Annotated in this window: 21 protein-coding genes; 10 read left to right on the forward strand and 11 right to left on the reverse strand. The window is 69.9% G+C overall.

What is annotated here, in order from left to right; translation table 11 throughout:
- The first annotated feature begins 21 nt into the window (after positions 1–21).
- The 6 genes from cysD (at position 22) to OG293_RS06885 (ending at position 6,104) form a co-directional block, all read left to right on the forward strand.
- Positions 22–957, forward strand: a complete 936-nt coding sequence (gene cysD, locus OG293_RS06860; RefSeq protein ID WP_405997866.1) for a sulfate adenylyltransferase subunit CysD — start codon at positions 22–24, stop codon at positions 955–957.
- Positions 958–959: 2 nt separating this feature from the next.
- On the forward strand, positions 960–2,291 hold the full coding sequence (locus OG293_RS06865) for a sulfate adenylyltransferase subunit 1 (protein ID WP_405997867.1): 1,332 nt from the start codon (positions 960–962) through the stop codon (positions 2,289–2,291).
- 218 nt (positions 2,292–2,509) lie between these two features.
- Positions 2,510–3,622 carry an aliphatic sulfonate ABC transporter substrate-binding protein gene (locus OG293_RS06870; protein ID WP_405997868.1) on the forward strand — a complete coding sequence of 371 codons (1,113 nt, stop codon included), beginning with the start codon at positions 2,510–2,512 and terminating at the stop codon, positions 3,620–3,622.
- A gap of 43 nt (positions 3,623–3,665) precedes the next feature.
- Entirely contained in the window at positions 3,666–4,454 is a 789-nt protein-coding gene (locus OG293_RS06875) for an ABC transporter ATP-binding protein (RefSeq protein WP_405997869.1), read from the forward strand.
- Positions 4,441–5,358, forward strand: coding sequence for an ABC transporter permease (locus OG293_RS06880; RefSeq protein ID WP_405997870.1), 918 nt, complete (start codon positions 4,441–4,443; stop codon positions 5,356–5,358). Before OG293_RS06875 ends, OG293_RS06880 begins: the two co-directional genes overlap by 14 nt.
- A gap of 8 nt (positions 5,359–5,366) precedes the next feature.
- Positions 5,367–6,104 carry a sirohydrochlorin chelatase gene (locus tag OG293_RS06885; RefSeq protein ID WP_405997871.1) on the forward strand — a complete coding sequence of 246 codons (738 nt, stop codon included), beginning with the start codon at positions 5,367–5,369 and terminating at the stop codon, positions 6,102–6,104.
- Positions 6,105–6,161: 57 nt separating this feature from the next.
- Here OG293_RS06885 and OG293_RS06890 read toward each other — a convergent pair whose 3' ends face one another.
- The 5 genes from OG293_RS06890 to OG293_RS06910 form a co-directional block, all read right to left on the reverse strand.
- Positions 6,162–6,398 carry a hypothetical protein gene (locus OG293_RS06890; RefSeq protein WP_405997872.1) on the reverse strand — a complete coding sequence of 79 codons (237 nt, stop codon included), beginning with the start codon at positions 6,396–6,398 and terminating at the stop codon, positions 6,162–6,164.
- On the reverse strand, positions 6,385–6,636 hold the full coding sequence (locus OG293_RS06895) for a DUF6400 family protein (RefSeq protein WP_405997873.1): 252 nt from the start codon (positions 6,634–6,636) through the stop codon (positions 6,385–6,387). The genes OG293_RS06890 and OG293_RS06895 overlap by 14 nt, the downstream gene beginning before the upstream one ends.
- Positions 6,637–6,832: 196 nt before the next feature.
- Positions 6,833–7,405, reverse strand: coding sequence for a TIGR03086 family metal-binding protein (locus OG293_RS06900; RefSeq protein WP_405997874.1), 573 nt, complete (start codon positions 7,403–7,405; stop codon positions 6,833–6,835).
- A 424-nt stretch (positions 7,406–7,829) separates the two neighbouring features.
- The gene (locus tag OG293_RS06905; RefSeq protein ID WP_405997875.1) at positions 7,830–8,378 is read right to left on the reverse strand and encodes a DUF1697 domain-containing protein; all 549 of its coding nucleotides are present in this window, start codon (positions 8,376–8,378) and stop codon (positions 7,830–7,832) included.
- A gap of 76 nt (positions 8,379–8,454) precedes the next feature.
- Complete coding sequence (locus OG293_RS06910; RefSeq protein ID WP_405997876.1) at positions 8,455–9,651, reverse strand: S8 family serine peptidase; 1,197 nt, start codon at positions 9,649–9,651, stop codon at positions 8,455–8,457.
- A gap of 372 nt (positions 9,652–10,023) precedes the next feature.
- Between OG293_RS06910 and OG293_RS06915 the strand changes: the two genes are divergently transcribed.
- Positions 10,024–12,297 carry an MMPL family transporter gene (locus OG293_RS06915; protein ID WP_405997877.1) on the forward strand — a complete coding sequence of 758 codons (2,274 nt, stop codon included), beginning with the start codon at positions 10,024–10,026 and terminating at the stop codon, positions 12,295–12,297.
- A 105-nt stretch (positions 12,298–12,402) separates the two neighbouring features.
- Here the strand turns inward: OG293_RS06915 and OG293_RS06920 are convergent, their stop codons facing one another.
- From OG293_RS06920 to OG293_RS06930, 3 genes are read right to left on the reverse strand one after another with little or no spacing between them, the layout of a single operon-like run.
- On the reverse strand, positions 12,403–13,695 hold the full coding sequence (locus OG293_RS06920) for an ABC transporter substrate-binding protein (RefSeq protein WP_405997878.1): 1,293 nt from the start codon (positions 13,693–13,695) through the stop codon (positions 12,403–12,405).
- Positions 13,695–14,537, reverse strand: a complete 843-nt coding sequence (locus OG293_RS06925) for a carbohydrate ABC transporter permease (RefSeq protein ID WP_405997879.1) — start codon at positions 14,535–14,537, stop codon at positions 13,695–13,697. Before OG293_RS06925 ends, OG293_RS06920 begins: the two co-directional genes overlap by 1 nt.
- Positions 14,534–15,448 (reverse strand): carbohydrate ABC transporter permease, encoded by a 915-nt coding sequence (locus OG293_RS06930; RefSeq protein ID WP_406003526.1) that lies wholly within the window; start codon positions 15,446–15,448, stop codon positions 14,534–14,536. The genes OG293_RS06925 and OG293_RS06930 overlap by 4 nt, the downstream gene beginning before the upstream one ends.
- A gap of 119 nt (positions 15,449–15,567) precedes the next feature.
- Between OG293_RS06930 and OG293_RS06935 the strand changes: the two genes are divergently transcribed.
- Complete coding sequence (locus OG293_RS06935; protein WP_405997880.1) at positions 15,568–16,419, forward strand: phosphotransferase enzyme family protein; 852 nt, start codon at positions 15,568–15,570, stop codon at positions 16,417–16,419.
- Positions 16,420–16,586: 167 nt separating this feature from the next.
- On the opposite strand, the gene OG293_RS06940 is transcribed toward OG293_RS06935, so the two are convergent.
- Positions 16,587–17,309 (reverse strand): 3'-5' exonuclease, encoded by a 723-nt coding sequence (locus tag OG293_RS06940; RefSeq protein ID WP_405997881.1) that lies wholly within the window; start codon positions 17,307–17,309, stop codon positions 16,587–16,589.
- Positions 17,310–17,426: 117 nt separating this feature from the next.
- On the reverse strand, positions 17,427–18,659 hold the full coding sequence (locus OG293_RS06945) for an SAV2148 family HEPN domain-containing protein (protein ID WP_405997882.1): 1,233 nt from the start codon (positions 18,657–18,659) through the stop codon (positions 17,427–17,429).
- A 296-nt stretch (positions 18,660–18,955) separates the two neighbouring features.
- On the opposite strand from OG293_RS06945, the gene glgX reads away from it, so the two are divergent.
- Entirely contained in the window at positions 18,956–21,076 is a 2,121-nt protein-coding gene (gene glgX, locus OG293_RS06950) for a glycogen debranching protein GlgX (RefSeq protein ID WP_405997883.1), read from the forward strand.
- 94 nt (positions 21,077–21,170) lie between these two features.
- A complete protein-coding gene (treY, locus tag OG293_RS06955; protein WP_405997884.1) occupies positions 21,171–23,528 on the forward strand; it encodes a malto-oligosyltrehalose synthase in 2,358 nt (785 codons plus the stop codon).
- Here the strand turns inward: treY and OG293_RS06960 are convergent.
- Positions 23,485–24,393 carry a cytochrome P450 gene (locus OG293_RS06960; RefSeq protein WP_405997885.1) on the reverse strand — a complete coding sequence of 303 codons (909 nt, stop codon included), beginning with the start codon at positions 24,391–24,393 and terminating at the stop codon, positions 23,485–23,487. The two genes, treY and OG293_RS06960, sit on opposite strands and share 44 nt — an antisense overlap.
- Positions 24,394–24,463 lie beyond the last annotated feature (70 nt).

Raw genomic sequence — 24,463 nt, forward strand, 5'->3', positions numbered from 1 at the left:
AGCTCACGAAAGGGGTGCAGCATGACGACGGCCGCCACTGTTCACGAAGGCACCGACAGCCCGTACGCGCTGTCGCACCTGGACGCGCTGGAATCCGAGGCGGTGCACATCTTCCGCGAGGTCGCGGGAGAGTTCGAGCGGCCGGTGATCCTCTTCTCCGGCGGCAAGGACTCCATCGTCATGCTGCATCTGGCACTGAAGGCGTTCGCTCCGGCGGCGGTTCCCTTCACGCTGCTGCATGTGGACACCGGACACAACTTCCCCGAGGTGCTGGAGTACCGCGACCGTGCGGTGGCCGCCCATGGGCTGCGGCTCCATGTGGCCTCCGTACAGGACTACATCGACCGTGGTGTGCTGCGCGAACGTCCCGACGGGACGCGCAATCCGCTCCAGACCGTCCCGCTGACCGAGGCCATCCAGGAGCACCGCTTCGACGCGGTGTTCGGCGGAGGCCGCCGGGACGAAGAGAAGGCGCGCGCCAAGGAGCGGGTGTTCTCGCTGCGCGACGAGTTCTCGCAGTGGGACCCGCGCCGGCAGCGGCCCGAGCTGTGGCAGCTGTACAACGGCCGCCACGCTCCCGGTGAGCATGTGCGAGTGTTCCCGCTCAGCAACTGGACCGAGCTGGACGTCTGGCAGTACATCGAGCGCGAGAAGATCGATCTGCCCGAGATCTACTTCGCGCACGAGCGTGAGGTCTTCGCCCGCAACGGCATGTGGCTGACCGCCGGCGAGTGGGGCGGCCCCAAGGACACCGAGTCGGTCGAGACACGGCTGATCCGCTACCGCACCGTCGGCGACATGTCCTGCACCGGCGCCGTCGACTCCGACGCCACGACGCTGGAGGCCGTGATCGCCGAGATCGCCGCGTCCCGGCTCACCGAGCGGGGCGCGACCCGCGCCGACGACAAGATGTCCGAGGCCGCGATGGAAGACCGCAAGCGCGAAGGGTACTTCTAGCCATGACGACCACGACCGAGCATCTCTCGGCCACCACCCTGCTGCGTTTCGCCACCGCGGGATCCGTCGACGACGGCAAGTCCACCCTGGTGGGACGGCTGCTGCACGACTCCAAGTCGGTGCTGACCGACCAGCTGGAGGCCGTCGAGCACGCCTCCCGCTCCCGCGGCCAGGAAGCGCCCGATCTGGCGCTGCTCACCGACGGCCTGCGGGCCGAGCGCGAGCAGGGCATCACCATCGACGTCGCCTACCGCTACTTCGCCACCGCGCGCCGCCGGTTCATCCTCGCGGACACGCCGGGCCACGTGCAGTACACCCGGAACATGGTCACGGGCGCTTCCACGGCCGAGCTGGCGGTCGTGCTGGTCGACGCCCGCAACGGCGTCGTCGAGCAGACCCGCCGCCATGCCGCCGTGGCCGCCCTGCTGCGCGTCCCGCACGTCGTTCTCGCGGTCAACAAGATGGACCTCGTCGACTACGCCGAGCCCGTCTTCGCGGCGATCGCCGAGGAGTTCACCTCGTACGCCGCGTCCCTCGGCGTCCCCGAGATCACCGCGATCCCGATCTCGGCGCTCACGGGCGACAACGTCGTGGAGCCCAGCGCCAACATGGACTGGTACGGCGGCCCGACCGTCCTGGAGCACCTGGAGACGGTCCCGGTGAGCCACGATCTGACCGGCTGCCACGCCCGGCTCCCGGTGCAGTACGTGATCCGTCCGCAGACCGCCGAGCACCCCGACTACCGGGGCTACGCAGGCCAGATCGCCGCGGGTACGTTCCGCGTCGGCGAGCAGGTGACCGTGCTGCCCGCCGGCCACACCTCGAAGATCGCCGGAATCGATCTCCTCGGCCAGTCGGTGGACGTCGCCTGGACCCCGCAGTCCGTCACCCTCCTGCTGGAGGACGACATCGACATCTCGCGCGGCGATCTGATCGTGCCGAGCGGCGACGCGCCGGCGACCACCCAGGACGTCGAGGCGACGGTCTGCCATGTCGCGGACCAGCCGCTCACCGTCGGCCAGCGGGTGCTGATCAAGCACACCACCCGCACGGTCAAGGCGATCGTCAAGGAGATCCCGTCCCGGCTGACCCTCGACGACCTGTCCCAGCACCCGAGCCCCGGGCAGCTGGTCGCCAATGACATCGGCCTCGTCAAGGTCCGCACGGCCGAGCCGCTCGCGCTCGACTCCTACGCCGACTCCCGCCGCACCGGGTCCTTCCTGCTGATCGACCCCGCGGACGGCACCACCCTGGCCGCCGGTATGGCCGGCGACTCCTTCGCCACCACAGCCGAGGCCGTGCACGAAGCCGACGACGAGGGCTGGGACTTCTGATGACCACCGACTTCTACGCGACGTTCGCGAAGGAGGGCGGCCGTGTCGGCAGCGGCGCCCTCGGCGCGGGCACGGGCGGGGTTGCGCGATGTGCGCGATGACGTACGCGCACTGCCTGCGCGCCCGCACCCCCCACGCCCTGCACCGACGAAGACCGCCGACACCCCGGCCGCGTCCGACGTGACGTAAGAACCGGGCCAACGAGAGGACCACCTCCCGTGCCTGCCACCCGTATCACCGTGCGCCGCAGCCTCGCCGCTGCCGCCGCCCTTCCCCTGCTCGCCGTGGCGCTCACCGCCTGCGGCTACGGCTCCGAGGCGAAGAAGGACGACAAGGTCGTTCCCGCCGCCAAGGGCGAGAAGATCGACGGTCTCGACACCGTGAAGATCGGTTACTTCCCGAACCTCACGCACGCCACCGCGCTCGTCGGCGACCAGGAGGGCATCCTCCAGAAGGAACTGGGCGGCACCAAGCTGTCCGCCTCGACCTTCAATGCCGGTCCTTCCGAGATCGAGGCGCTCAACGCGGGCTCCATCGACATCGGCTTCATCGGCCCCTCGCCGTCCATCAACGGCTACGTCAAATCCAAGGGCCAGAGCCTGCGCATCATCGGCGGTTCGGCCTCCGGCGGCGTGAAGCTCGTCGTCAACCCCGCGAAGATCAAGAACCTGGACGAGGTCAAGGGCAAGAAGATCGCCACCCCGCAGCTCGGCAACACCCAGGACGTGGCGTTCCTCAACTGGATCTCCGAGAAGGGCTGGAAGGTCGACGCCCAGAGCGGCAAGGGCGACGTCTCCGTGGTCCGTACGGAGAACAAGGTCACCCCCGATGCCTACAAGTCCGGTTCCATCGACGGCGCCTGGGTGCCGGAGCCGACCGCGTCCAAGCTGGTCAGCGAGGGCGGGAAGGTGCTGCTGGACGAGTCGACGCTCTGGCCCGACAAGAAGTTCGTGATCACGAACATCATCGTGTCGCAGAAGTTCCTCAAGGAGCACCCGAGCGTCGTCGAGGCGCTGCTGCGCGGTTCGGTGAAGACCAACGCGTGGATCGGCGCCAACCCGGACAAGGCGAAGGCGTCGGCGAACGCCAAGCTCAAGGCGCTCACCGGCAAGGCGCTGCCGCCGGAGGTGATCGACCCGGCGTGGTCCTCCATCCAGTTCACCGACGACCCGCTGGCGGCGACCCTGCAAGCTCAGGCCGACCACGCGGTCAAGGCGGGTCTGCTGAAGCAGCCGGAGCTGGCGGGCATCTACGACCTGAAGCCGCTGAACAAGGTGCTGAAGGCCGCGGGCAGGCCCGAGGTCGCCGACGCCTCGCTCGGCGTCAAGTAGTCACGTAACCCGCTCCCCATACCGTTCCCAGGAGGTGACGACCATGGCCACAGCGCTCGCCAAGGCCGAAGACCGTGTGACGGTCGAGCACGCCGCCCGTCTCGAGCATGTCTCGAAGTCCTTCGCAGGACCCTCCGGGCAGCAACTCGTCCTGGACGACATCACGCTCGATGTCGCACCGGGCGAGTTCGTCACCCTCCTGGGAGCCTCCGGGTGCGGCAAGTCGACGCTGCTCAATCTGGTCGCGGGGCTCGACAGTCCGACCGCGGGGTCCATCGAGACCCCCGGCGGGCGGCCGGCCCTGATGTTCCAGGAGCACGCCCTGTTCCCGTGGCTGACCGCGGGCAAGAACATCGAGCTCGCGCTGCGGCTGCGGGGCGTCGCGAAGTCCGAGCGGCGCGCGGAGGCGGAGCGGCTCCTCGAGCTCGTCCGTCTGAACGGCTCCCACGGCAAGCGGGTGCACGAGCTGTCGGGCGGAATGCGGCAGCGGGTCGCGATGGCGCGGGCGCTGGCACAGGACAGCCGGCTGCTGCTGATGGACGAGCCGTTCGCGGCGCTGGACGCGATCACCCGGGATGTGCTGCACGACGAGCTGACCCGGATCTGGCGCGAGACGAACGTCTCGGTCCTCTTCGTCACGCACAACGTCCGTGAGGCGGTGCGGCTTGCGGAGCGTGTGGTGCTGCTGTCCTCACGTCCGGGCCGTATCGCCCGGCAGTGGACGGTCGACATCGAGCAGCCGCGCCGTATCGAGGACGCGGCCGTCGCCGAGCTGTCCGTCGAGATCACCGAAGAACTGCGTGGGGAGATCCGCCGTCATGGCCAGCACTGATACCGGCCTGAAGGCCGACAAGGCCTCCGGTGGCCGGGCCCGCGGGTCCGATGATCTCGCCGGTCTTGAAGCCGGTCTGGACGCGCTCGACGCGGTGCAGGTCAGCCGCACCCCGGTGCGCGAGGTCCTGCTGAAGAAAGTCCTGCCGCCGCTGACCGCCGTCGCCCTGGTGCTGGTGGTCTGGCAGGTGCTGGTCCGGGCGAAGGTCACCGAGGAGTACAAGCTGCCCGCCCCGTCCGCGGTATGGGACAGCGTGTCCGAGATGTGGATGCAGGGCACGCTTCTCGATGTCGTCTGGACGAGCGTGTCGCGCGGCCTGCTGGGCTTCTTGCTGGCGCTCGCCATCGGCACGCCCCTGGGACTGCTGGTCGCGCGGGTGAAGTTCATTCGGGCGGCCATCGGACCGATCCTGTCGGGTCTGCAGTCGCTGCCGTCCGTCGCCTGGGTGCCGCCCGCGGTGATCTGGCTCGGCCTCAACGACTCGATGATGTTCGCGGTGATTCTGCTGGGCGCGGTGCCCTCGATCGCGAACGGCCTGGTCTCCGGCGTCGACCAGGTGCCGCCGCTGTTCCTGAGGGCCGGGCGCACGCTCGGCGCGACCGGGCTGCGCGGTACCTGGCACATCGTGATGCCGGCGGCGCTGCCCGGCTATCTGGCGGGACTCAAGCAGGGCTGGGCCTTCTCCTGGCGTTCCCTGATGGCCGCGGAGATCATCGCCTCCTCGCCCGATCTCGGCCTGGGCCTCGGCCAGTTGCTGGAGAACGGCCGCAACAACGCCGACATGCCCGGAGTCTTCCTCGCCATCATCCTGATCCTGATCGTCGGCATCGCCATCGACCTGCTCATCTTCAGCCCGCTGGAGCGGTGGGTGCTCCGAAGCCGCGGTCTTCTCGCCAAGAACTGAGCCATCCCATGCGCAGCCCTGTCCTCCTCGTCATCGCCCACGGCAGCCGCGACCCGCGGCACGCCGCGACCGTGCACGCCCTGGTGGAGCGTGCCAGGGCGGCACGACCGGGGCTGCGCGTGGAGACGGGGTTCCTGGACTTCAACGCCCCGGCCGCGCCCCGGGTGCTGGAGCGGCTGGCGGCAGAGGGCGTACGGGACGTGGTGGCGCTTCCGCTGCTGCTGACCCGCGCCTTCCACGCCAAGGCGGACATCCCGGCGGTGCTGCGGGCCGTTTCCCCGGTGCTGCGCATCCGCCAGGCGGATGTGCTCGGCCCGTCCCCGCTCCTGCTGAACGCGGTGGAGCGGAGGCTGTACGAGGCCGGGATCGACCCGGCCCAGAAGCGCTCGACGGGCCTCGTCCTGGCCTCGGCGGGCTCCTCCGACCCGGAGGCGATCGCAGTGATCGCTCACACAGCGCGGGAGCTGCGGCACACCGGTTGGTGCGCCGTGCGGCCTGCGTTCGCCTCCGCATCTCTGCCCCGGACCGAGGACGCGGTGCGGGAGCTGCGGGCCGAGGGCTGCGAGCGGGTGGCGGTGGCTCCGTATGTCATCGCGCCGGGCCGTCTGCCGGACCGCATCGCGCTCGGCGCCCGGGATGCCGATGTCCTGGCCGATGTCCTCGGTGCCTCACCGGAGTTGGCACGGCTGCTCCTGGAGCGGTACGACGAGGCGCGGATCGAGCGCAGGCTCGCGGCCAGCGCCTGACGGCAGCGCGGCGCGGCACCAGGACAGGCGAGCCCGGCAAGATCCAAACGAAAGACCCTAAGACGGGCACGCCCCGCCGGCACCTGCGCCGAACCCGGTCTCATGAGCCCACAGATGGGCGCAGTTGGAGCACTGCAGGTGCAGCAGGCTGCCCTCGTTGGAGAGCAGATAGCGCCAGTGGTCCCGGCAGGTGCGTCCCGCCAGGCAGACGGAGCAGTCCGTGTGGTCGGCGCATCCCGGGCACGGCACCCAGGCCCGGCGCCCGATATCAGCGGTCGGATCAAGCGGAAGCATGGCCCTCGCCCTCCCGTCCTGGAAGGACGCCGGCCGCCACGAGCCTGTCGTAGGTCTCCTGCTGCCGGGCGTCCAGGTTCGAGTACAGCAGGCGGTACGCCTCCTGCTCGCCCTCCAGCACGGCCACCGGGTCCCAGTCGTCGCCTATCGCCTCGAGAACGGTGGCACGGCGCCTTGCCTCGTCGCTGCTGAGATCGATGGCGAACTCGTAGTGATCCGGAGTCTGGTCGTGGATCATGCGGTGCTTCTCTCGCCGGGTCGGTGGCCGATCCCGTTGTGTCTATCAAGCGCACCCGAACCGAGGAAGCGTCAGTTCAAAGGTGCCGTCACCGCATGAAACGGACCGTCGACCCACCGAAGTCATATAAACCCCATATGGGGCATAATGCTCCAGATGGGCTGTCTCCTGTGAGGGACTCCACACCGCCGGGCGCTCAGGCTCGCGGGTCGCGCCCACTCGTCGCCAGGGCCCGCTCGAAGGCCGTGGCGCCTTCCGCCGGGGCGACCGGCTCGGCGAAGCCGTCGTACTGGCGGTAGACCGCCGCGTGCTCGTCGACGACCGCGAGAACGAACTCGCCCGTCTCGTCGGGAACCTTGAACTCCTGACCGGTGGAGCGGGCCAGGTCCCAGCCGTGGAGCGCCAGCTCCTTGACGATGAGCGAGGCGATCTCGGGAGCCGGCAGGGCGGTGAAGCCGAGATCCACCTCGCCTTCCCAGGCCGCGGGCTCCGACCAGGCCTTCAGGGCGCGGTCCAGCTGCGCCGCGTACTGCTCGGCCCAGTCGGCGCCGGCCGTGAAGTCCCGGGCCGTGAGCTCCTCGGGGAGCTGCTTGCGCAGAGCGCGGTGCTCCAGACCGTGCGCGGAGTACAGAACGAGATGGCAGGCGAGCTCCCGTACCGTCCACCGGTCGCAGACTGACGGGCTGGACAACTGCTCGGGGCCGACGCCCCGGGCGACGCGGGCGGCTTCGGCGGCACAGGTGGTGAGATGCGCGTGGATGCTGTTCATGCTCCGAGGCTAGGCCGGGGGGCTCCAACGCGTCTTGAAGGAACGCGACAGCGCCGTCGGGGGAGCGCGATGTCGGCGGTCATGTGCCCTCAGCCGAAGTTCAGGCGTCCCGTGCGGGTGCGCTTGATCGACGGAAGCGCTCGCCGTGCCGTTCGACCGGGCCACTTCCCGTCCGGACGCCCGCCCGCGGGCCGCCCGCTCACCCCGCGTCGACGAATGCGTTCAGCTCGGCGACCGTCATCGAACCGGTGGCGCGCAGCTCCCGCGCGAACATGTTGGCGATGCACCGCAAGGCGTCGTTCACCGGGGCCGGCACACCGTTCGGTCCGCGTCCCCGGCGGCTTCAGCCGGCGCCGGAGCTCCCACCGTCACTGAATCCCGCGGTCAGGGAGCCGGGGCCATCTCGTCGAGGGCGCCGACGGGATCACTGCCCGGTCAACTCCACCAGTTTGGCGACGGTGTTCCAGTTCCGGCTGGTGGCAACGATCCCCTTGAACAGGCTCGGCTTCCCCAGCGCCTCGGCGAGCTTGGAGCGGCCGAGACCGTCCGGCGCGTACAGGTACAGCGCCCGGTCGCCGAGCCGGAACTCCTCCGGCAGAAAGGCCGCCGCGTCGAGGGATTCGAGCCGCTCGGGTCCCACGGGCTCCGAGAAGTAGGTGACGTGCAGTTGCCTGCCTTCCAGCCGGTCCGCGGGGAAGGGGCACGCATCGGCCACTGCCCTCAGATAGGCGCCCTCACGCACCAGGCAGTCGACGGTGAACCCGAAACGCTTCTCGATCGCACGCTCCAGGGCGGAGCAGAGCGTCCTCTCGTCGCCCGAGTCAGTGCTGAAGACGGCATTGCCGCTCTGCAGATAGGTGGAGGCGTCGGCGTGCCCCAGGTCGGTGAGCAGGCCGCGGAGTTCGGCCATCGGCAGCTTCTTGTGCCCGCCGACATTGATCCCGCGCAGGAGTGCCGCATACCTCGTGGTCATGGGCACACGATAAGGCGGTCGCCGCGCCCTGGGGGGAGGGCACGGCGACCGCCCGGTCAGCGATGGTGCCGGTCGGTTACTCGAGGACCTTCAGCAGCTTGTTGGGCGTGTCCGCGCTGGGGTTGGTGATCTTGTCGGTCGTGGCTCCGTCGCACAGCGCCTTGGCAACCTCTTCCGGGGTGGCTTCCTGGTGGGCGCCGAGGTAGACCGCCGCGGCGCCGGCCACGTGCGGCGACGCCATGGAGGTGCCGGACATGGTCTTGGTGCCCTCGTCGCTGTCGTTCGACGCCGAGGTGATGCCGGACCCTGGCGCGTAGATGTCCACGGACTCACCGAAGTTGGAGAAGCCCGACTGCTGGTCCTCCTCGGTGGAGGACGCCACGGTGATGGCCTCCTCGACGCGCGCCGGGGAGCCCTGGCTCGCGTCGGCGGACTCGTTGCCCGCCGCGACCGCGAAGGTGACGCCGGAGGCGATCGACTTGCGGACGGCCTCGTCGAGCGCTTCGTCGACGTCGCCGCCGAGGCTCATGTTGGCGACCGAGGGGCCCTGGTGGTTCTTGGTGACCCAGTCGATGCCCGCGATGACCTGCTCGGTGGAGCCGTGGCCGTTGTCGTCGAGGACGCGGACGGCGACGATCTTCGCCTTCTTGGCGACTCCGTACGTGCTGCCGGCGATGGTGCCGGCGACATGAGTGCCGTGACCATTGCCGTCGTCGGGGGAGTCGTCGTTGTCGATGGCGTCGAAGCCGTACGAGGCACGGCCGTCGAAGTCCTGGTGGGAGATACGGACCCCGGTGTCGATCACGTACGCCGTCACGCCCTCGCCGCCGCTGTCGGGGTACGTGTACTTCTTGTCGCCCGCGGTGTCAGCCTGGTCGATACGGTCCAGACCCCACGACGGCGGATCGTCCTGGGTCTCGTTGATGGAGAACTTCTTGTTCTGGACGACCTTGGCGACGGCCGGGTCGGCGGCGAGGCGCTTGGCCTCGGTCTCCGAAAGGCCGCTGGCGGAGAAGCCGTTGACGGCGGAGTTGTAGTTGCGCTGGAGCTTGCCGCCGTACTCCGAGGCCAGGTCCTTCTTGTCGGCTTTCTGGTCGAGCATCACGATGAAGCTGCCGTCGATGGCGCCTTCGGCGCTCATGCCGTACACCCTGCCCTCGGCCGGAGTTGCCGCTCCGGCGAACGACGTAGTGAGTGTCACTCCGGCGGCTGCTGCCACAGCGGCTATCGCCGCGATCAGCTTGATTCTGCTCACGCGCTTGTGAGTTGCCATGAAGAGGGCTCTCCTCGTCAACATCTGTGGGGGGATTGGCCCGCGGACGGAAGATCTCCGGGGGCTGACTCGAAACCCTGACCGATTGACGCGCCCCAGATCTAGATCTTCATGCCGCTATGACTTAGCCGAAAGGTTCTCTTAAGGTTGAACCAGCCCACACGCGCACATGTCCGGCTTCCACCCTCAACCCCCTTTAGATGTAAGGGGCTTCTATCCTCCTTGTCGGGGATGCCACCGCTCCGAAAGGAGGAGACGGAGGCAGGTCGAGGTCACCGGCACGCAGGAGGAGACGGCTTGAAGCTGACCCTAACGTCGTAGCAGAGACGTCGGCGCCGCGCCGGAGTCATGCTTGAGGGGGGCAAGGCAGTCATGGGGAACGCAGGAGGGGGCCCGCGCGGAATAGCCGCGCGGGCCGGCGGCTGGAGTGCTCGGCACCGCTGGGCCGCCGTGGGGATCTGGGTCTTGTTCGTCCTGCTCTCCATGGTGGCCGGCTCGGCCGCGGGCCAGGTGGAACTCAAGGAGAGCGATCAGCTCAAGGGTGAGACCACTCAGGCCGCGATAATCGCGGAGGACGCGGGCATCGAGGAGCCCTCCGGGGAGTCCGTACTGATCCAGGCGAAGAACGGCACGGCGAAGGCGACCGACGCCGGATTCCACCAGGCCGTCGACTCCGTCATGAAGGCGGTCGGCGCCACCGGCGAAGTGACCGGGGTGAAGTCTCCGTACGACACCGAGACCATTTCCAGGGACGGGCGCAGCGCGCTCGTCCAGTTCGACGTCCGCGGTGACCCCGCGACGGCAGGCGAACGGATCGAACCGGTCCTGAAGGCCGTGGCCAAGGTCCAGGACGAGCACAAGGAGCTGCGGATCGAGGAGATCGGCGGCGCCAGCATGAAGAAGACCTTCGATGAGGCCTTCGGTGACGACTTCCAGCAGGCGGAGCTCTCAGCGGTGCCGGTCGCGCTCGGCATTCTGCTGATCGCCTTCGGTGCGCTGGTGGCGGCGCTGCTGCCGGTGGCCCTCGCCCTCACCGCGATCATGGCGACGATGGGTCTGATGGGTGTCGTCAGCCATCTCCAGCCGATGGGCAACAGCGCGAGCTCGGTGATGCTTCTGGTCGGTCTCGCGGTCGGCGTCGACTACTGCCTGTTCTATCTGCGGCGCGAGCGCGAGGAGCGGGCTGCGGGGCGCGACCCCCATACGGCGATGCAGATCGCCGCGGCGACCAGCGGCCGGGCCGTGGTCGTCTCGGGTGTCACGGTCTGTGTGGCCATGGCGGGCATGCTCTTCACCGGCATCGGCGAGTTCAAGTCGATGGGTCTGGCCTCGCTGATCGTGGTGGCCGTGGCGATGGTCGGCTCCGTGACGGTGCTGCCCGCGGTGCTGTCGCTGCTCGGCGAGCGGGTGGAGAAGGGGCGTATCCCGTTCCTGAACCGCAAGAAGCGCGACAGGCGTGCTCCGAGCAGCGAGAGCCGGGTGTGGAGCCGGGTGCTCGGCAGCGTACTGAAGCGGCCCCTGGTCTATCTGGTGGTGGGGGCGGGCGCGCTGGTCGCGATCGCACTGCCGGCCATGGGCATGAAGACCCAGAACTTCACGCTGGACCAGGAGTTCGGCGACTCACTGCCGATCGTGGCCACGTACCAGCGCGTCAACGAAGCGTTCCCCGGGGGGACGGACCCGGCGGAGGTCGTCGTCAAGGCCGACGACATCAACGCGGCGCCGGTGAAGCAGGCGATCGCCGACTTCCGTGCGCGCGCGGTGAGCTCGGGCGCCTCCGGCGGCCCGGTCGAGGTCGTGATGCACGACGCGCAGAACATCGCTTTCGTATACGTCCCGCTGGTGGGCGGGTCCGACATGGACAAGGCGGGCAAGAGCCTGGACATCCTCCGCACGGAGGTCCGGCCGGCCACACTCGGCAAGGTCGACGGCGTGCAGGCGCCGATCAGCGGTCAGGTCGCGGGGTCGAAGGACTTCAACGACCAGCTCACCGGGGCGGTGACACCGGTCTTCGCCTTCGTGGTGGTGTTCGCCTTTGTGCTCATGCTGCTGTCCTTCCGGTCGCTGACGATCGCGATCACCTCGATCGTGCTCAACCTGCTGTCGGTGGGCGCCGCGTACGGCATCCTCACGGCGGTCTTCCAGCACGGCTGGGGCGCCTCGCTCGTCGGCGCCGAGGGAGTGGGCGCGATCATCTCCTGGCTGCCGCTGTTCCTGTTCGTGATCCTCTTCGGGCTCTCGATGGACTACCACGTGTTCGTCGTGTCACGGATCCGCGAGGCGCGGATGCAGGGGCGCGGCACGCGGGACGCGATCACGCACGGCGTGGTGACGACGGCGGGCGTGGTGACGAGCGCCGCGGTCATCATGGTCGCGGTGTTCGCGATCTTCGGCACGCTGTCGATGCAGTCGATGAAGCAGATGGGTGTCGGCCTCGCCGCGGCGGTGCTGATCGATGCCACCGTCATCCGCGGGGTGCTGCTCCCGGCGATCATGGCTCTGCTGGGCGAGCGCAACTGGTACTTCCCGAAGTGGCTGCACTGGCTTCCCGACATGACGCATGACGAGTCGGCGATCGCTCCGGCTCCGGCGCAGGCCGCGGCCTCGCACCACGACGACGACCGTCCGGATCCGGTGCGCGTCTGATCGGCGGGATGTTGTGACGGGTTGCTGACGGACTCCGGTTCGATGCGCCGGGCGGGCTGACTTTCAGCCCGCCCGGCGCATGTGTCGGGGAGTGAGCGCGGCGCTCTACCGCTGATAGCGGGCGAGGACGAGACTGCCGTCCTTCACCAGTCGTGTGCGCAGTTCGGCCTCGCCGATCGCACCGCTGTAGTACTCCTGCAGCGCCGGAGTCGCGACCTTGTCCTTCCATTCCGGGTAGCCGCGCACCGACTGGGCCGGGGCCGAGCGCAGCCCCCGGGCCAGCGCCGCTCCGGCCGCCCAGCCGTCCTTCTCCCTGCGCAGTGCGGGATCCGCGAGTGCCCGCGTCCCCGTCGGCAGCATCCAGTCGCCCTTTGCCAGTCGCACCATGTTCGCCGGGCGCAGCATGAAGGCGATGAACTGCGCCGCCTCCCTCTTGTGCCGACTGTCCTCGGCGACCGAAAGCGTCTGCGGGCTCACGCCCTGGGCCTGCCCTCCGGATCCCACCGGGGCGGGCAGCACCGTCCACTCGAATCCCTTGGGCGCCTGCTGCACGATCTGCTGCCGGTACGAGAAACCCAGGGGGACCATGGCGTACTTGCCGCCGAAGAAGCCGGGCAGGGTGTCCGAGCCTCCCGCCCCGAGGGTCGTGCGCGACGCGCTCCTGTCGGTGTTGACCTGATCGTGGATGATGCCCGGCACCACCGCGTCGTCGTCCGTGAACTCGATGGTGACCTTGCCGTCGGCGCCCCGGTGGAAGAGCCGCCCACCGGCCGAGAGACCTAGGTTGAGGGTGACGGAGACCGGCTCCTTGAGCGGCCAGGCCACGCCGTACTTCCCCTCCCCCATCGTCCGGGCCAGCTCCTTGGTCACCTGCCGGAACTCCGCCCACGTCCAGGGCTGAAGGGCGGTCGGGACACGCACTCCGGAGGAATCGAGGATCTTCTTGTTGGCGATCAGGACCCTCGGCTCCTGGAGGAAGGGGACGCCGTAGACGCCAGCGCCGAAGGTCACGGTCTCCCAGCTCTGCCGCGGGATGTCGGACGTGAGCCGCTCGGGCAGCAGTCCGCGCAGATCGGCGAGACGGCCGCCGTAGGCGAAGTCGGCAAGATCGTCCGAGGCGTCATGGATGATGTCGGGCGCCTCGCCGCCCTCGAATGAGGTCAGCAACTGGTCGTGGACGCTGTCCCAACTGCCCTGCACGTACTCGACCCGGATGTCGGGATGCGCCGCGTTCCACTCGGCGACCAGCTCTCTGTTGGCCTCGACGGACTCCTTCTGCCAGGCCAGGGAGTGGAATCGGAGTGTGACCCGCCGCTCCGTGTCCTCGCCGTCGCCCGAGCAGCCTGCCAGCAGCAGCGTCAGCGCCGTGGCCGCTGCGGCGAGCAGCCGTGCGCGCATCAGGACTTCACCGCCCCTGCCAGCATCCCGCCCGTGATCCGCCTCTGGATGATCGCGAAGATGACGAGCGAGGGAAGCGTCGCGAGGAACGCGGCCGCGGCGAGCGGCCCGAGGTCGGCGACGCCCTCCGCGCCGAGGAAGTGGGTGAGGACGACCGGCAAGGTCTGCTGCTGCGGGGTCTTGAGCAGGACGAGCGCGAAGAAGAACTCATTCCAGGCGGTGATGAGGGCGAAGAGCGATGTCGCGACGATGCCGGGCGCGAGCAGCGGGGCGGTGACCGAGACCAGGATGCGCAGCCTGCCCGCTCCGTCGACGGCCGCGGCCTCCTCCAGTTCACGCGGCACGGCCCGTACGTACCCGAGGAGCATCCAGAGCGCGAACGGCAGCGACCAGACCGCATACACCATGATCAGGCCGGTGAGCGTGTTGATCAGATGCAGGTTCTTCAGGACGAGGAACAGCGGAATGATCACCAGGACGAACGGGAAAGCCTGGCTGACCACGACCCAGCCGGTGGCGGCGGTGGAGAGCCTGCTCCGGTTGCGGGCCATGACATAGGCCATGGGGGTCGCGATCACCACGGCGATCAGGGCGGCGGCGAGCGCCACGATCATGCTGTTGGCGGCGGCCTGGAGGAGGGGTTGCTCGTCGAATGCCTGGCGGAAGTTGTCGAGGGTGGGGTCCTTGGGGATCCAGGTGGGGTGCAGGGAGCCCAGTTCGCGGGGCGGCTTGAAGGCGGTGGAGATCAGCCAGAGGAAGGGGAAGGCGAGGAAGACGAGATAGCAGAGCAACGCCACGTACTGGCCGGCCCGCCCCGGCCTGCTGGTGCGAAGTCCCGTCACTTCTCCTCGCCTCCCCCGAGCCGCCCCACGAGATGGAGGGCGAGCATCACCGAGATCACCGCGACCATGACGCACCCCATGGCGGCGGCGTATCCGAACTGTCCGTACCGGAAAGCCTCTTCGTAAGCGAAAAGCATGGGCAGACGGGTGCGTCCGCCGGGGCCGCCGTTGGTGAGCACATACACCAGGGCGAAGGAGTTGAAGTTCCAGATGAAGTTGAGGGCGGTGATGGCGAGGGCGACGGGCTTGAGTGCGGGCCAGGTGACCGTACGGAACCGCTGCCAGGCGCCCGCACCGTCAAGGGCAGCCGCCTCGTGCAGTTCGTGCGGGGTGTTCTGGAGGCCGGCGAGGAGCGCGACGGTGGTCTGCGGCATACCGGCCCAGATCCCGACGACGATGACGGCGGGAAGCGCGGTGGCCAGTCCGCTCAGCCAGTCCCGGCCGTCTCCGAGACCCAGGTCGCGGACCGTCTCGTTGAGAATGCCCGCGTCGGGGTTGTAGACCAGCCGCCACATGATGCCGACGACGACCTCGGGCATGGCCCAGGGGATGATCGCGAGCGCGCGGGCCAGCCACCGGAAGCGGAGGTTCTGGTTGAGCAGCAGGGCCAGGCCGAGGGCGAGCGCGAACTGGGGCACGGTGACGCCGACCGCCCAGAGCAGACCGATCCTGAACGAGTCCCAGAAGAGCGTGTCGTGGACCAGGTCCTGGAAGTTGAGCGTCCCGATCCATTCGGTGGGCTCGGTGCGGCCGGCCTGGGAGTCGGTGAACGCGAGCGCGATGCCGTAGAGCAACGGGCCCACGCTCAGCACCAGGATCGGGATCAGGGCCGGCAGGACGAGAAACCAGGCCCCGTGGTCCAGCTTCCTGGTGGACGCCGGCTTCACGGACGGCGGTGCCGTGCTCGCCACTGTCACGGATGCGACTCCTTCGGGCGGCTCGTCCTGATCCGGCCCCGGCGGCCTCCGTCATCGTGCTGACGGTCCGTCGGTTCGTCAAGCCCACCTGCGAGGATGCGAGAATTCGCGCCATGGACGAGGTGCGGGCACGCGAGGTGCTCCAGGCCGCGGGGCTCCCCGGCGACGCCGCGCTGCTGGCGCTCGGTGAGAACGCGGTGTTCGGGGCGGGCGAGGTGGTCGTCAAGGTCGGCCGGGACACGGAGCTGCTGGCGCGCGCGGAGCGCGAACTGGCCGTCGGGGCGTGGCTGGCCGGGGCGGGCGTCCCCGCGGTCCGCCCGGCAGAGGCCAAGGCGCGCCTGGTCGAGGGGCACCCGGTGACGCTCTGGCACCGGCTCCCGGCCGCGGTCCGGGCGGCCGACCCCGCGGACCTGGCGGTACTGCTGCGGCAGGTCCATGCGCTGTCCTCTCCTTCCTTCACGCTCCCGGCGCGGGAGCTGCTCGGGGGTGTCGAGCGATGGCTGCGGCTCGCCGGGGACGCGATCGACCCGGCGGACGCGGCGTATCTGCGCGAGCGCCGGGACGGTTTCGCGTCGGCGGCGTCCGCGCTCACGCCGCATCTCACCCCCGGCCCGGTCCACGGCGACGCACTCCCCCGCAACGTCCATGTGGGCCCGGACGGCCCGGTCCTGATGGACCTGGAGACCTTCTCGTCGGACTTCCGCGAGCACGACCTGGTGGTGATGGCACTCTCACGGGACCGCTACGGCTTGGCGCCGGAGGCGTACGAGTCGTTCACGCGGGCGTACGGGTGGGATGTGCGGGAGTGGGAGGGGTGTGGGGTGCTGCGGGGGGCGAGGGAGACCGCGAGCTGTGCATGGGTGGCGCAGCACGCGCCGACGAATGCGGCGGCGCGCGAGGAGTTCGCGCGCCGGGTGGCATCCCTGCGGGACGGGGAGGACGGGGTCCGGTGGTATTCGTTCTGACCGTCCCCAACCGCCGCTTCCCGGAGCGGGAAACCTCCGGACCACCGGGAACCTCCGGACCCCGGGACGCCCGTCGGGCTCCCTCCTCAGTCTCGCCCGGACGTCGTCCGGGGCACCGCCGACGGGCTTGATGCGCGGGGCGCGGGGTCCGGCTCGCTCCGCCCGGTTCAGTTCCCCGTACGGACCGGCTCCCGAAGGGGCCACGACGCGTCCACCACCGCGTCCGCGCTGCCCTTCCCGCGCAGGAAGCGCTGGAAGTCCGCCGCCCACTGCGCATACCAGGCGATCTGACGCTCATGCAGCTCAGCAGGCGTCAGCGAGGCCACCGCCGCATGGCGGTCGGCTATCGCGGCGGCCACCCGCACCGCCGCCAGCGCGTCCGCCGTGGCGTCGTGGGCCGACGCCAGAGTCACGCCGTACTCGACGCAGACCGCCTCCAGATTCCGCTTGCCCTTGCGGTAGCGGTCGACCGCGCGGTCGATGGTGTACGGGTCGATCACCGGGCCGATCGGGCGGCCCGAGAGACGGTCGCTCAGGGACGGCAGGTCATGCCGCCGCAACTCGGCCATGAGGAGCGTCAGATCGAACGCCGCGTTGTACGCGACGACCGGCACCCCCCGGGTCCAGTACCCCGTCAGCGTCTCGGCGATCTCATCCGTGACCTCCCGCGCCGGACGGCCCTGTGTCGCTGCGTGCTCGTTGCTGATGCCGTGGATCGCCGATGCCTGAGCGGGGATGCTGATCCCCGGGTCGGCCAGCCAGGTCCACTGCTGCTCCGGCTCCCCCGCCCGAGCCTCGACGACCGCGGCGGTCACGATGCGCGCCTCCAGCGGCTCCGTCCCCGTCGTCTCCAGGTCGAAGCCGACCAGCGGTTCCCCGTGCCAAGCCATCGTGGCCCCCTCCTCTGTGGTGCGGTGGTGCTTCCCCCATCGGTACTCACCCTGCCACGGGCCACTGACAACGCGGCAGGCGGCAGCGCGGGCCGGGGTGTCGCCGGTCGCCGGCCCTCAGGACACCGGCCGTGAGTCCGTCCACACGGACTCGAACTCCTCACGGTATGTCTGGAACAACCCGTGCTCGCTGTCGTGGCCCGCGCGCACGACCGCCCGCCCGCCGCCCCGCAGCACCAGCACCGGCGCCTCCATACCCCGCGCCCGGCGCAGATACGACTGCACGACGGCCACTCCGTCCGGGCCGTCGCCGTCGACGAGGTACGCCGTGAAGCGAGGGGTCTCGTCGAAGACATGGATCTCGAAGGCTCCCGGGTCGCGCAGCCGGGAGCGCACACGGCGCATATGAAGGATGTTCATCTCGACCGTACGGCTCAATTCGCCCTTTTTGAGGCCGAGTTCGCGCTCACGGCGCTTGACCGAGCTGCTCGCCGGGTTCAGGAAGAGCAGGCGCACCCGGCAGCCCGACTCGGCCAGCCGGACGAGCCGCCGGCCGGAGAAGTTCTGGACGAGGAGGTTCAGGCCTATGCCGATCGCGTCGAGGCGCCGTGCGCCGCCGAAGAGGTCCTCGGCGGGGATCTGCCGCTGGAGCCGGACCCGGTCGGGGTGGACCGAGACCACGTCCGCGTAGCGGTCGCCGACGAGATCCTCGACCGCGTCGACGGGGAGCCGGTCCGCGGAGGGCACGCCCGTGCCGCTGCCCAGTATCTCCAGGAGCCGGGCGGACGCGCGCTCGGCCTGCGCCAGGACCGCCTCGTTCAGAGCGCGGTTGCGGGAGACGACATTGCGCGCCACCTCCAGCTCGTCCAGCGCCAGCTCCACATCGCGCCGGTCGTCGAAATAGGGTTCGAAGCACGGCCAGTGCTGGACCATCAGCTCCCGCAGCTGCGGGAGGGTGAGAAACGACAGGACGTTGTCGTCCGCCGGGTCGAGGAGGTAGCCCTTGCGACGCGAGACCTCCCGCACCGCGACGGCGCGCTGCACCCACTCCTGCCCCGCGGGTCCCGCCGCGGCCACGACCCACTCGTCGCCGTGCACCGGTTCGTAGATCGGGCGCAGCACGGCAGCCACCACGGCCCGCAGCCGCTGCTCCACGAGGTTCAGCCAGATATAGGCCCGCCCGGCGCGCTGGGCACGCGTACGGACTTCACTCCAGGCGTCCGCGCCCCAGTCCAGTTCCGCCCCGATCTCCATCGGTCTGGCGAGAGAGACCGCTCCGGGCGGGACGTCGGCGGATTCCCCCTCGTGACCTGCGTCACCGGGGGGAAGCTCCAGCCCTCCCGAGCTCACCCACGCACCGCCTTCTCTGGCCCTTCAACGATCAAGGAAGAGTACTCCGCCAGCGGTCGCCGGTGCAGCCGGATCTGCAGTGTACTTTCCCAACTCCCTTGTCAAATCCGGCCGTTCTGCCAGGCAAGATCTGCCGGAGTGAGCGGATTCATAGCGGTTGCGTCCTGGGGCGACACACGGAACCCGATGTTGACCGCGTCGTCCACGGTCACGGAGGCCTCTGAGCGGCAATACTTTCGGGGAGGATCTGGGCGACGTCCCCCAGCACCCGGATCACAAGTGGAAGAGTCATATCTATGCAGGTCTGGCCGGGACAGGCGTATCCCCTCGGTGCCACGTACGACGGCGCCGGCACCAACTTCGCCGTGTACTCAGAAGCGGCACGGCGCATTGAGCTGTGCCTGCTGCACGACGACGGCTCGGAGACGGCGGTGGAGCTGCGCGAGTCCGACGCCTTCGTGCGGCACGCCTATCTGCCGGGCGTGATGCCCGGCCAGCGGTACGGCTTCCGGGTCCACGGCCCGTACAAACCGGAGCACGGGCAGCGCTGCAACTCCGCAAAGCTGCTCCTCGACCCGTACGCCCGTGCGATCAGCGGCGCCATGGACTGGGGCGAATCGGTCTACGGCTACCACTTCGGCAAGCCGGACTCCCGCAATGACCTGGACTCGGCACCCCACGTGATGACCTCGGTCGTGGTCAATCCGTACTTCGACTGGGGCGACGACAGGCCGCCGCGTACGGACTACCACCGCACCGTCATCTACGAGGCCCATGTGAAGGGCCTGACGATGCTCCATCCGCAGCTGCCCCAGGAGCTGCGCGGCACCTACGCCGGACTCGCGCATCCCGCCGTGATCTCGCATCTGACGGAACTGGGGGTCACCACGCTTGAGTTAATGCCGGTGCACCAGTTCGTCAACGACCACCGGCTGGTGGACGCGAAACTGAACAACTACTGGGGATACAACACGATCGGCTTCTTCGCCCCGCACAACACCTACGCGTCCTGGGGCGACCGCGGCGAGCAGGTGCTGGAGTTCAAGCAGGCCGTGAAGGCGCTGCACCAGGCAGGCATCGAGGTCATCCTCGACGTCGTGTACAACCACACCGCCGAGGGCAATCACCTGGGCCCGACTCTGTCCTTCCGGGGCCTGGACAACGCCTCGTACTACCGGCTCTCCGACGATCCGCGCTACTACACGGACACGACGGGGACCGGGAACTCCCTGCTGATGCGCAGCCCCCATGTGCTCCAGCTGATCATGGACTCGCTGCGGTACTGGGTGACCGAGATGCATGTGGACGGCTTCCGCTTCGACCTCGCGGCGACGCTCGCACGGCAGTTCCACGAGGTGGACCGGCTCTCGTCCTTCTTCGACCTGGTCCAGCAGGACCCGGTGGTCAGTCAGGTGAAACTGATCGCCGAGCCGTGGGATGTCGGCGAGGGCGGCTACCAGGTGGGGAACTTCCCGCCGCTGTGGACCGAGTGGAACGGCAAGTACCGCGACACCGTGCGGGACCTGTGGCGTGGCGAGCCGAGGACGCTGGCGGAGTTCGCCTCCCGGCTGACCGGCTCGTCGGACCTCTATCAGTACGACGGGCGGCGACCGCTCGCCTCCATCAACTTCACCACCTGTCACGACGGCTTCACCCTGCACGATCTGGTCTCGTACAACGCCAAGCACAACGAGGCCAACGGTGAGGGCAACCGCGACGGCGAGAGCCACAACCGGTCCTGGAACTGCGGGGCCGAGGGCGAGAGCGACGACCCCGAGGTGCTCGGTCTGCGCGCCCGCCAGATGCGCAACTTCATCGCGACCCTGATGCTCTCCCAGGGCGTCCCGATGCTCAGCCACGGCGACGAGTTCGCCCGCACGCAGGGCGGCAACAACAACGCCTACTGCCAGGACAACGACGTGTCCTGGGTGCGCTGGCCGGAGCCGGGCGAGGACACGGACGGGTCCCTACTGGCCTTCACCCGGGCGATGGTGTGGCTGCGGCGCGACCATCCGGTCTTCCGCCGGCGCCGGTTCTTCCACGGACGGCCGGTGGAAGGGACGCACGACGAGCTCTCCGACATCGCCTGGTTCACCCCTGAGGGTGAGGAGATGGTCCAGCGGGACTGGCAGGCGGCCCATGCCAGGGCCCTGTCGGTCTTCCTGAACGGACACGCCATCTCGGAGCCGGGGCCCCGGGGCGAGCGGATCTCCGACGACTCCTTCCTGCTGATGTTCAACGCGAGCGCCGAGGATCTGGACTTCGCGGTGCCCGTGAACCACGGCCGGCAGTGGGAGATCGTCGTGGACACGGCATGCAAGGAGGGCGTCCGGCCGGGCGGGGGTCAGAAGGTCGCCGGCGGGGAGCGGGTGCGGCTGGTGGGGCGGAGCATGACGGTTCTTCGGCGGCCCGCGTAGGCCCGTGGCCGGATCGGGCCGGATAGCCCGTTCGGCCGACACGGACGCGCGGGCCGATGACACAGAAGCCGCCCAGGCGGGTACATACGTTCGCATGACGCCCATCGCCACCTACCGGCTTCAGCTCCAGCCGGAGTTCCCCTTCTCGGCAGCCGCTCGGGCCGTGCCCTACCTCGCCGGGCTCGGCGTCTCGCATCTGCACCTGTCGCCGGTCCTCGAAGCGGTGCCGGGGTCGACGCACGGCTACGACGTCGTCGACCCGGCCCGGGTGCGCGAGGAGCTCGGCGGCGAGGCGGGTCTGCGCGAGCTGTCCCGTACGGCGCGCGAGCACGGTCTCGGACTCGTCCTGGACATCGTGCCCAACCACATGGCCGCCGTGCCGGGCCACAACCGGGCCCTGTGGGAGGTGCTGCGCGAGGGCCCGCTGTCCCCGTACGCCCGCTGGTTCGACATCGACTGGGAGGCGGGCGGCGGGAAAGTGCTGCTGCCGGTGCTCTCGGGCCGGATCGGCGACGAGCTGGCCGCGATGCGCGTCGAAGGAGATGTGCTGCACTACGGGGAGCAGCGCTTCCCGCTGCGCGAGTCCACGGGAAAGCTGCCGCTGCCCGAGCTGCTGGACGCACAGTGGTATCGGCCGGTCTGGTGGCGGCTGGCCCGCACGGAGCTCAACTACCGGCGGTTCTTCACCATTTCGGAGCTGATCGGGGTCCGGGTGGAGGACCCGGACGTCTTCGACGCCACCCACGGAAAGATCATCGAACTCGTACGGGACGGGGTCGTCGACGGCCTGCGGATCGACCACCCGGACGGGCTCGCCGACCCCGAGGCGTATCTGCGGCGGCTGGAGGAGGCGACGGGCGGGGCGTGCTGGACGGTCGTCGAGAAGATCCTCACGGGGGACGAACGGCTGCCGGCCCGCTGGCCGGTGGCGGGGACGACGGGGTACGACGCCCTGCGGCACCTGGACGGCCTGTTCACCGATCCGGTGGGAGAGACCGCGCTGGTCCGCCAGTACCGGGCGTTCGCGGGACCCGCCGGTGACCGGGGCGGCTACTGGGAGGCGACCGTGCGCCGCGCCGCGTACAAGGTGGTCACGCACGAACTGGCCGCCGAGACCGCCGCGCTGACCCGGATGGCGGAGCGGGTCTGCGCGGCGGATCCGGCGCTGCGCGACCACGCCCCGTGGGCGCTGCGAGCGGCGGTCCGCGAGCTGCTGGTGCGGGTGCCCGTCTACCGCCCCTACCGCGTCGGCGGCGAGGACGCGCTGCCCGATGAGGCGGCGGACAGGGCGAAGGCGGCGTTCACGGTGCCCGAGGAGGCGACCGCGGTCGACGTGGTGCGCGACCTCGCACTCGGGCGGCTCGGCGAGGGGCCCGACCAGGAGGCGTTCCGCACGCGCTTCGCCCAGACGTCGTCCGCGCTGCGCGCCAAGTCGGTTGAGGACACGGCCTTCTACCGCTATGTGCCGCTGATCTCGGCGAACGAGGTGGGCGGGGATCCCGGGAGTCCCGCGGTGAGCCCCGAGCGGTTCCATGCGTACTGCGCCCGTCTCGCCCGCGACTGGCCGGCCACGGGGACCGTGCTGACCACGCACGACACCAAGCGAAGCGCCGATGTGCGCGCCCGGATCGCGGTGCTTTCCGAGTGCCCGGACAGATGGGCCCGGTTCATGGAGCAGATGACCGCGCAGGGGGGGTTCCCCGACGGCGGGCGCGCTCCCGATCCCCATCTGGCGTGGACGGCCTGGCAGACCGCGTCCGGTTTCGGCTTCCCGTACGGCGAGAGGCTGCGCACGGCGCTGCTGAAGGGTGCCCGGGAGGCCGGTCTTCACACGTCCTGGACGGAGCAGGACCCCGCGTACGAGCAGGCTCTCGAGGACTTCGTGGACGCCGGGCCCGAAGGGCCGCCGATGTATGCGGTTGCGACCCTGGCCAGGGAGCTGGATCCCTATGTACGGGCCAATGTGCTGGGGGCTGCGCTGCTGCATCTGACGATGCCGGGGGTGCCCGACCTCTACCAGGGCACGGAGCACGAGTTCCTGGCCCTGGTGGATCCGGACAACCGGAGGCCGTTCCGTCAGGGCCCGTCGGACGAGAAGACGCAGGTCACGAAGGCAGCGCTACGGCTGCGACAGGAGCGGCCAGGGGTCTTCGGGGAGTCGGGCACATACACACCGCTGAGCGCGAGCGGTCCCGCGGCCGCTCACTGTGTGGCCTTCTGCCGCACGGGCGAAGCGGTCACGGCCGTCACCCGGCTGTCGCTGCGGCTGGCACAGGCGGGCGGCTGGCAGGGGACGGAGCTCACGCTCCCGGAAGGCAGCTGGGCCGATCTGCTCGCTCCTGAACGGGAGTTCGCGGGCGGAGCGGTGCCGCTGGCGGAGCTGTTCGCGGAACGCCCGGTGGCACTGCTCAGCCGCCGGGCCGCACCAGCAGAGTCCTCGGCGCGCGGGTGAGCAGCCCGGTCGCCTCGGGCCGGAAGCCCTCGGCCCAGCACAGCGCGGGCATCGCGTCGAACAGGGCCCGCAGTCCGTACTCCGCCTCCAGGGCCGCGAGCTGTACGGCAGGGCAGTCGCCGGGGCCGAAGGTGAGCTGACCGGCGTCGTCGCGCAGTACGTCGAACCGGTCGGGGTCCCGGAAACGCTCGGGATCCCGCCCCGCGGCCCCGATCAGACAGGCGACGGCCGCACCGGCGGGGAGCGTGCCGCCGGTGACGGGGACCTCGGCGGTGGTACGGCGCAGCACGACGAGGACGGGCGGATCGCGCCGCAGCGACTCCGCCCAGGCGCGGGCGGCGAGTTCGGGCCGCTCACGCAGGGCGGCGAGCTGCTCGGGATGGTCGAGGACGTTGGCGAGGAAGGACGCGAGGGCCTTCTCCCGCACGGTGAGCCGGGTGACGCACCTTCCGGCCAGGGTGACGGCACGTACGGCACGCCCGCGCACCCCGGCAGTACCGGTGGGCAGCCAGCGGCAGAACTCCTCGACGAGGTCGGCCTGCCGTCGCTTCGCGATGCGCCGGGCGAGGACATGGGCGGTGCGCTCGACGACCTCGTGCACGGACCGCGGGAGGGTGCCGTGATGGGACGCGCAGGGCGGATCGCCAGGCCGGTGGCCGTCGGTGAACCGGGGGTCGGTGAACGCGGGGGCGACATCGGCGTACCGGCCGAGCAGCCAGGCGCCGAGGTAACGGTCGTAGGCGAGGGGATGCGTGTCACGGATGCGCTGGTAGACGCGGTACGGATCCTGCGTCCCGGGGTGCGCGAGCAGCGAGAGCGCGGGCCCGCGGCTCAGTGCCCGCCCGGCCATGCCCACATCTCTCATGTCGCTCCGACTTCCGGTCGCCGCCCCCGCCGGCTCGTGCGGGTTCCCCCAGGCGATCACCGCGGAGCCC

Origin of the sequence: Streptomyces sp. NBC_00829, from assembly GCF_045161795.1 — a bacterium.
Taxonomy (GTDB): domain Bacteria; phylum Actinomycetota; class Actinomycetes; order Streptomycetales; family Streptomycetaceae; genus Streptomyces.